Annotated in this window: 4 protein-coding genes; 1 reads left to right on the top strand and 3 read right to left on the bottom strand. The window is 72.6% G+C overall.

Annotated elements, in window-relative coordinates:
* The 3 genes from ACFYP4_RS00865 to ACFYP4_RS00855 form a co-directional block, all read right to left on the bottom strand.
* A partial coding sequence (locus tag ACFYP4_RS00865) for a beta-ketoacyl synthase N-terminal-like domain-containing protein (protein ID WP_388782641.1) occupies positions 1-3,673 on the bottom strand: 3,673 nt, incomplete at its 3' end.
* Complete coding sequence (locus ACFYP4_RS00860; protein WP_358855457.1) at positions 3,670-4,587, bottom strand: thioesterase domain-containing protein; 918 nt, start codon at positions 4,585-4,587, stop codon at positions 3,670-3,672. The genes ACFYP4_RS00860 and ACFYP4_RS00865, both read right to left, overlap by 4 nt.
* A complete protein-coding gene (locus ACFYP4_RS00855) occupies positions 4,571-4,837 on the bottom strand; it encodes an acyl carrier protein (RefSeq protein WP_358855456.1) in 267 nt (88 codons plus the stop codon). The genes ACFYP4_RS00860 and ACFYP4_RS00855 overlap by 17 nt, the downstream gene beginning before the upstream one ends.
* Before the next feature lie 754 nt (positions 4,838-5,591).
* Between ACFYP4_RS00855 and ACFYP4_RS00850 the strand changes: the two genes are divergently transcribed.
* Positions 5,592-8,198: a helix-turn-helix transcriptional regulator gene (locus ACFYP4_RS00850; protein ID WP_358855455.1), complete on the top strand. Its 2,607-nt coding sequence runs from the start codon at positions 5,592-5,594 to the stop codon at positions 8,196-8,198.
* Positions 8,199-8,500: the final 302 nt, after the last annotated feature.

The raw sequence follows: 8,500 nt of genomic DNA, 5'->3' as shown, positions 1-8,500 counted from the left end.
CGATCCCCAGATCCGACTCCACCCCCATGTCCAGCTCCAACATCTCAGCCGGATAACCCGTCTTCTGAGCCACCACCTCCAGCAGCACCGACTGCACCGTCGCCGCGTCCACACCCACCGGTACCGGGGCAGAAGCAACAGCAGGCGCGGCGCTCGGAGTCGAGGCCGGAGCCGGAGCGGGGGCAGGGACGGGGGCGGGCGTCACGGTGGGAGCCGGGGCGGGCGGGGTCCAGCCCGGGGGCAGTGCCGGGACGACGGGGGGCTCCGGCAGGGCCGGCGCCTGGACGGCGGGCTGGGGCGCCGCGGCGAAGGTCGCGGGTGCCGCGGGAGCCGCGGGAGCCACGGAGGTCCCGCTTCCGAGTTCCAGTCCGGCCAGTTGCCGCAGGACCTCGTTGGCGTGTGCGTGGGTGCGCCCGATCGCCAGTCCGTGCTCCTTGACGGAGCTGACACCGGGCAGCACCTGGTCCAGCTTCCCCTGCCCGGCGGCGCGTTCCAGGATCCTGGTGAGTCGTTCGACGCTCTGCAACTGGCCGTTGAGGTACTCGTCGTGCAGCGAGAGGTGGTCCGAGAGGAGTTCGGTGAAGCGATCGCTTGGCATCTGCTCGTTCTCCTGGGCAGGGGGCGAGGTATCCGGAAGGGTGCGGACGTTCACCTCCGCGGTACCGGTGCCCAGCGGGACGGACCGGGCCCGTTCGGGAAGGGGGCGCTCCGCCGCCTGTGCGGGGGCTGCCTGGGGTACGGGCCCGGAGGGGTGGGCCGGTGCCGGGGGCGGGCCCGGGTCCCGCGGGACGGCCGGTGCGGTGGGCGGGAGCCCGCTCACCGCCGGCGCGGTGGGCAGGGAGACCCGGTATCCGCTGGTCAGGGCCTCCTGGTAGGCGGCGCGGCGCTCGGCGGACACGTAGTTGATGCCGTTGAGCATCACCGTCATGCCCTTGGTGGGAGCCGGCCGCTCGACCTCGGCCGCGTACCGGTCGGAGACGGAGACCGGGACGCCGATCACCGCGAGCCGTGCCACGGACTGCTTCAGCGTGCGTTCGGAGTCCTTGCCGGGGCCGCCGTCGAGGGGCAGCGCGGTGTGCGGACGGTCGCCCAGGATGCGGCCCACGAGCCCGGTGAGCACGGAGCCGGGGCCGAACTCCACGAAGACCCGGAATCCGTCGGCGTACATCTCCTCGACGCGTGCCGCGAACTCCACCGGGTGGATGAGCTGTTCCGCGAGGACGCTGCGGTTGCCCGCGAGGTCCGTGCCGTAGGCGGCGCCGGAGGTGTTGGCGTAGACCCGCCCGCGCGGTGCGGCGATGCGGACGGCGTCCACGGCGGCCCGGAAGTCGTCCACGGCGTGGGCCACGAAGGGGGTGTGGAAAGCGGCGGACACCGGCAGCCGGCGGGCGCGCACGCCCTTGCGGCCGGCTGCCTCGACCAGGAGATCCACCTCCGCCGTGGCGCCGCCCACCACGATCTGGTCGGGCGCGTTGCGGTTGCAGACGCGCAGCCCGTCCCGTTCGGCGAGCAGTTCCTCCACCTGCTCCTGGGGAGCGAACACGGCCGCCATCGCGCCGGTGTCCTCGGCCTGCCCGGGCGCGGGTGACATGGCCCGGCCGCGGGCTCTGGCCAGCTGGTGGAGCGTGTCCTCGTCGAAGGCCCCGGCCGCATAGAGCGCGGTCAGTTCACCGAAGCTGTGACCGAGGAAGCCCTCAGCCCGGAAGCCGAGTTCGGTCAGGTAGCGGAACTGGCCCGCGGAGAGTGCTCCGATGGCGGGCTGGGCGTAGCCGGTCGCCCTCAGGGCGGCTTCCTGTTCCGCCCGGCCCGCGTCGTCGACCAGGGGCGGCGGGAACGCCACCCGGGACAGCGGCGTGTCCTCCCGGAAGTGCTGGTTGGCCCGGTCGAAGGAGGACCGCAGCGGCGGCAGGGCCAGTACGGCGCTCAGACCGGGGTCGACGTACTGGCTGCCCTGTCCGGCGAAGAGCGCGGCCACCTTGCCCGTGTCGCCGGCGGTCCGCCGGTAGTGGATGCCCTTGGGGTGGGACCACTCGTCGCGGTCCGTGCGGGTGCGCAGTTCGCCCAGCGCGATCTCGCGCAGCGCGTCCGCCTCGGCGTCGTCGCGGGCCACGAAGGCCAGACGAGCGTGGGCGGCGGGCACCGGCCCGCCGGTGGGCGGGGTCTTCGCGGCCAGAGCGTCGGCGAGGGCTCCGGGGTCGGCGGCGTGCCAGAGCCGGATCCGGGCGACCGGGAAGCGCACCTCCAGGTCGTCACCGTCCCCGTGTTCCTCCATCACCGCGTGGAAGTTCGTACCGCCGAAACCGAACGCGGAGAGCGCCGCCCGGCGCTGCGGGCGCTTGGGGTCACGGATCCAGGGCCGGGTCCTGGTGTTGACGTAGAACGGGCTGTCCGGGCCGAAGGCGGAGCTGGGCCGGTTCACGTTGATGGTGGGCGGCAGCACCTTGTGGTGCAGCGCGAGCGCGAGCTTGATCATCGCGGCCGCGCCGGCCGCCGCCTTCGTGTGGCCGATCTGGGACTTCACGCTGCCGATGGCGGCGTACTCCCGCTCGCCCCCGTCCTTCGCCACCACTTCGGTGAGCGCGCTGAGTTCGGTGGCGTCTCCGACGGCGGTCCCGGTGCCGTGGGCCTCGAAGAGTTCGATGCTGTCCGGCGCCGCGTCGGCGTCCTGATAGGCGCGGCGCAGCGCCTCCATCTGGCCTTCCTTGCGGGGGGCGTAGATGGACTTGAACCGCCCGTCGCTGGAGGTGCCGAGACCTCGGATGACGGCGTACACCCGGTTGCCGTCGCGTTCGGCATCGGCCAGGCGGCGCAGGGCGAGCATGCCGATGCCCTCGCCGATCAGCGTGCCGTCGGCCTCGCTGTCGAAGGGGCGGATCTGCCCCGACTTGGACAGCGCGGGGGTCTTGCTGAAGCAGAGGTACATGAAGATGGTGTTCTCGGCGTCGCACCCGCCGGCCAGCATCGTGTCGGCGCGCCCCTCCAGGAGTTCGCTGACGGCCGTGCGGACCGCGCCGAGGGAGCTGGCGCAGGCGGCGTCGATCGTCATGTTGATGCCGCCGAGGTCGAACCGGTTGGCGATCCGGCCGGCGACCACGTTGCCGAGCATCCCCGGGAAGGAGTTCTCCTCCCAGGGGGCGTACGCCATCCGGAACTTGGCGGCGATCTCCTCGGCGTCGCGGTCGGACAGACCGCAGCTCCGTACGACTTCCTTGAGCACCGGGCTCTGGAGACGCGCGGTGAGGGGCTGGGTCAGCTGGTTGGCCCCGGTGATGCCGAGCACCACGCCGGTGCGCTTCGGGTCGTACCACCCCTGCTCGGCTCCCGCGTCCTTGAGCAGGTCACGGGTGACCGTCAGGCTCAGCAGCTGGAGTACGTCCGTCACTTCGAGCGTGTTCGGGGGCAGCCCGAACTCGAGGGGGTTGAAGGCCACGTCCGGGATGAAGCCGCCGCGCTTCGCGTAGGTCTTGTCGGGCGCCGAGGGGTCGGGGTCGTAGAACTCGCCGACGTCCCAGTGGCCGGCCGGCACCTCCGTGGTGCAGTCGGCCGCTGCCACGACGTTGGCCCAGAACTCCCGGACGTCGTGTGCCTTCGGGAAGAGCCCGGACAGGCCGACGACGGCGATGGGGTCCCGGGCGAGTCTGCGGTCGAGTATCCGTTGCTGGGATGGGTTCACGGCGTGTCCCTCCGGGTCTTGACGAGCTGCGCCGGCCGGGAAGCCGGGATCAGTCCGGCTATGGCTCGCGAGGCGTCCGGGCGGATCAGCATGGTGTAGTGGTCGCCGGGCACGGTGTGTGCGGACACTGCGTGATCGGCCAGTTCCGACCAGCCGAGGGTCGGGTCCGTCGGGATGAGACTGTGCTGCGCCTTGAGCTGCGCGAGGGGCACGGTGGCGCGGGCCGGCTGGTACGGGAGGGTCAGCCTGTTGTTGCGCAGGAGACCCGCCGTGTAGGCGTCGAAAAGCTTCCACATGCTCTGGGGAGGCGTTCCCGGCGGCAGGGCGCCGGCCGCCACGGCGTCCTGGAGCACCAGCTCCAGCCCGGCCCGGACGTCCGTGCCGGCCGGCAGGGGCCGGGTGTGCACCTCCCTGCCCCGCTTGGCGCCGAGGAACATCGCGAACCAGCGCAGGACGAGATGGGGATCGATGCCGTCGTCCTCGGCGTACTTGTAGGCGTCCGTCGGGGCGATGCTGTCCAGCAGCACCACGCTGTCCGGGCGTTCCTCCGGGGCCAGACGCTCCGTCATGCCGTGGGCGATCACGCCTCCGAAGGACCAGCCGACGAAGGTGACCGGCCCTTCCCCCGGGGCGGGGGCGGCGGTGCGGTAGGCGCCGACCAGGATGTCGATCAGGCGGTCGACGGTCAGATCGGATGCGCCGGGCTCCAGCGCGGCTTCCAGGTAGGCGGGAATCGCTCCCAGGTCGAGCACGGCGAAACCCGTCTCCGGCGACAGCGCACCGGCCAGGTTGGCCCAGGATCCGACGGGCAGTGCGCCCGGGTGCACCGCGTAGACGGTACGGCCGCCGGGCGGGGCGTCCCTGTGCCGTGTCAGCAGCTCCGCGGCGGCCGCCCTGCTAGGCCGCCGCGCCACGCTGAGCACTCTCCTCGGCTATGTGCGCCGACAGGGCCTCGATGGTCGGGTGGTACCACAGCGCCGTGGTTCCCAGCTCGAACCCCAGCCAGCTCTCCATCTCGCCGGCGATGATGAGTGCCTCCGTGCTGTCGAGGTCGAGTTCGTCGAAGTACTGTCCGGGGGAAATACTCGAGGGGTCTTCACCCAGACGATCCGCGATCTTCTGTACAAGCCATTCCTGGACCTCGCCGGCCGTGACCTTGACCATTACCTGTTCCTTTCTCGAACCTGCACGTGCCTGCCGCCCCGACGCACACGAAATGAGGGTGCCGGGGTGGGCGGGTCTGCGTGAGAGAACAATGAGCGGTCAGGCCTCCGCTCGCAGATCGGAAGCTTAGGGAGAGCTTCACCGATCGCGCAACTCGCTCCGCGGCCACGGGATTTCCCTTTACACGGTGTCATCCGCGGTGGATCCGGGAGCGGCCACGAGCCACATATCGGGGTTCACCAGGAAGGACGTCTCGAAACCGTCCGGAAGTTTTCGATCTTTGCGGCTGATTCCGGCTGCGAGCCGCTGACCACGGCCTTGGCCACCCCGTCAAGCCTGGTCCGAAGCTCGTGCGAAATGTCAGCGAGACGTCAGAAGCGGCTCAGCGCGCCGTCCGGAGTCTCTCGTATCGTGAGTGACGGCCGCACGGAATTTCATTCCGCTTCCCACCGCCCCGACTTGTCCCGAGCCGCTCGCTCAGTGGTGGATGTGATATCGGCTCGGATTGTTCACGGGAAATAAGCATCGCAGTACGCCCGATTGCCGTAACGGTGACACGTAAGTATTCAGGAGGTAAATCTCCGCCTCGCACGCATCCCGCGGCCGACGTCTTCTCACCGACAGTTGGGAAAGATCTGAAATGCCGACCGAGACAGAAGATGCCTGGGCGGTCACGGCTCGCCAAGGGGAGCTGTGGGCCGTCGATTCCGCCATGGCGAAAGGCGGCGGAATTCTTTTGACGGGGAACGCCGGCGTGGGCAAGACCCGTCTGCTCGCCACCGCTCTCGAACGCCTGGCGGCCGGCGGCCGGACGGTGCTGGCCGTGGGAGGGATCGGGGGCCCCGACAACGGCTGCGCGGAGAACTTCGGTTCGGTCTCCGAGTGCCTCGACCGTCTGGAGTCGGCCCGCCGCAACAGCGACCCCGCACGACGGACCGTGGTCGGGCTCGACGACGCCCACCTGCTGCCCGAGTCGGCCGCCCACCGCCTCTACCAGTTGAGCGCGTCCGGCCGGGTGGCCCTCGCCACCACGGCGCGCAGGGACGCCCCGCTCCCGACGGGGATGGACAAACTCTGGGTGGAACGCCTGGCGGAACGGATCGAGGTGCAGCCCTTCGCCGGGGACGCGATCGCCGCCATCGTCCGCCGCCGAGTCGGCGGGCCGGTGGATTCCGGTACGCCGGAGCGGCTCTGGGACGCCACCGGTGGCAACGCGCTGCTTCTGCACGAGCTGGTGGAGCACTCATTGGCCGAGGGGTCGTTGCGCCGCGTCGGCGACCACTGGCGCTGGGACGGACTCATGGCCCCGCCACCGCGGCGGCTGGCCGACATCGTGTGCCTGGGACTGCGTGATCTGACGCCGCAGGAGCAGGAGCTGGTGAACACGCTCGCCGTCGTCGGGCACCTGGAGTACCGGCTGGCCGAGCGGCTCGGACTCGCCCGCGCCGCGGAGGTGCTCGACGAGCGCGGCGTCGTCCAGATCGAGGGTGCCGGACGCCGGCTCGGCATCCGGCTCGCCCTCTCCCTCACCGGCTCGGTGGTGGCCGGCCGGATGTCCGGCCTCACCGCGCAGCGACTGCGTCTCCAGGTCGCCGCCGCGATCGAGGAGACCGGTGCCCGGCAGGAGGAGGACGTTCTGCGGATCGTCGAACTGCGGGTCGCGGCAGGCACGGTCCCGGAACCCGGTCCCCTGCTGGCCGGCGCCCGCACGGCGGTACGTCGTCAGGACTGCGTGCTCGCCGAGCGGCTCTGCAGGCTGGCGCTCGGCGACCCGCAGGGGGACGGTCCCGCGGCACCGGGCGGCGTGGCGGTACCGCACGGGCGGATGTCCGCGGCAGGCGCGCGGCTCTCCTGTGACGAGCTGCGTGCCACCCTGCTGCTGGGCCGGGCTCTCTCGGGGCAGGGCCGGCACGAGGAGGCCGAGGAGGTGTTCGCCGGCGCGTTCGCGGGCGGGGCCGCCTGGCACGCCGAGGGCGTTCCCCGCGACGAGGTGGTCGCCGCGGTACGCGACCGGGCCGGCAACGCCGCCTGGGGACTGGGACGCATCGCCGAAGCCACCGCCGTCATGGACGGCGTGCCGGAGGAGATCGACGCCCTGCACGGGTTCAGCGCCGTACTGGCCCTGCTGGCCGACCGGCCGGACCGCGCCGCGGAGATGGGGGACAAGGTCCTGCCCGGCGAGGAGCCGGATTCCGACGTGGTGCAGAGCCTGCTGCCGCCGGTCGCTCTCGCCCACAGCGAACTGGGCCACCCCGACGTGGCGTTGCGCCTGATGGACCGCCACGTGCGCTCGCTGGACGCCTGGCACGCCGACGCCCGCCTGCAGTGCCTCGTGGTGGCGGCGCGCTGCGCCTTCGCCCAGGGGGACCTCCGGCGGGTCGCGGACGTGCTGGACGCGATCGGCCACCACGCCACCACCGACGACGAGCTACGGCAGCTGCAGATCTGCGTGCTCCGTGCCCGGCTGTTGCGGCTGTTCGGGCGCCCGGCCGAAGCGGTCCCCCTGTTACGCCGGGCCAGCGCGCTGCGCGTGCGGCGGGACTGGCTGACCACCCCGGCCTGGGTCCTCGCCCAGCTCGCCGGTGCGCTGGCGGAGGCGGGACGGCCCACGGAGGCACTCCAGGCACTGGTGGAGGCGCAGGCCGCGCTCAGGTCGGCTCCCGGCTTCCCGCTGGCCGACGACTCCGTCGTGCTGGAGCACGCCGTGGTCCTCGCCCACGCCGGTGACCGGGCGGCCGCGAGCAGCCGTGCCTGGGACGTCGCCCGGCGTGCCACCGCGCGTCCGGCGGCCGCGCTCGCAGCGCTGCACCTGGCGGCACGGGTCTCGAACCCGGCGCGGGCGGCCGCTCGGGCGGCGCGGCTGGCGGCGGGCTCGGGTTCCGGGCTGATGCGGCTGCAGGCCGACCACGTCCTCGCCCTGGCGGCGGACGACGGGCCGGCGCTGGAGTCGGTCTCCGCCGGTTTCCGGGCCATGGGCGCGATCGTGCTGGCGGCCGAGGCCGCGGGGCAGGCGGCGGTCGCGTACCGCAAGACCGGCCGGCGGCGGGCGAGCCGGCTGGCCAGGGCGGCGAGCACGCGACTGCTGGCGGACTGTGCCGGGACACTGCCGCCCTGGGTCGGGCCCGAGGAGCTCCGGCGGGCCGGACCGCCCACGCCGTTGACCACCCGGGAGCGGGAGGTGGCGGCGCTGGCCGCCGGGGGGCTGTCCAACCGTGACATCGCCGACTGTCTGGTGGTGTCGGTCCGTACGGTGGAGAACCATCTCTACCGGGTGTACGAGAAGCTGGGCATCACCGCCCGGTCGGACCTGCCCCGCGCACTGCTGGGAACCCCGCTCACCGACGTGGGCCGCGCGGCCTGAGAGGCCGGCCCGCGTCACGGCCGCACGGATCCGCCCCGGTCCCGCCCGGAAGGCCGGCACGAAGCGGGGCCCCGCCAAGGTGGGCGGGGAACGGCGCGCCCAGCCCCACGCACCCGCGGCGGTGCGGCAGAGCAGCGGGACGGGTGGCATCGGGGGAGCCGGGGCCGCGTGGTCCCGGTCCCGTGCGGAACGGTCCCCCGGCGGAGCGGGCCACGGCGGACCGGGCCATCAGCCCATGGGCAGGGCCGCAGACCCGGGGGCGGAGCAAACCGCCTACGGGACTGGACAGTTCGGGCGCCAGA

It is taken from the genome of Streptomyces sp. NPDC005551 (assembly GCF_042871785.1).
Taxonomy (GTDB): Bacteria; Actinomycetota; Actinomycetes; order Streptomycetales; family Streptomycetaceae; genus Streptomyces.
Note: the sequence above shows the minus strand (reverse complement) of the source record. Positions and strands in the feature narration are given on the sequence as shown.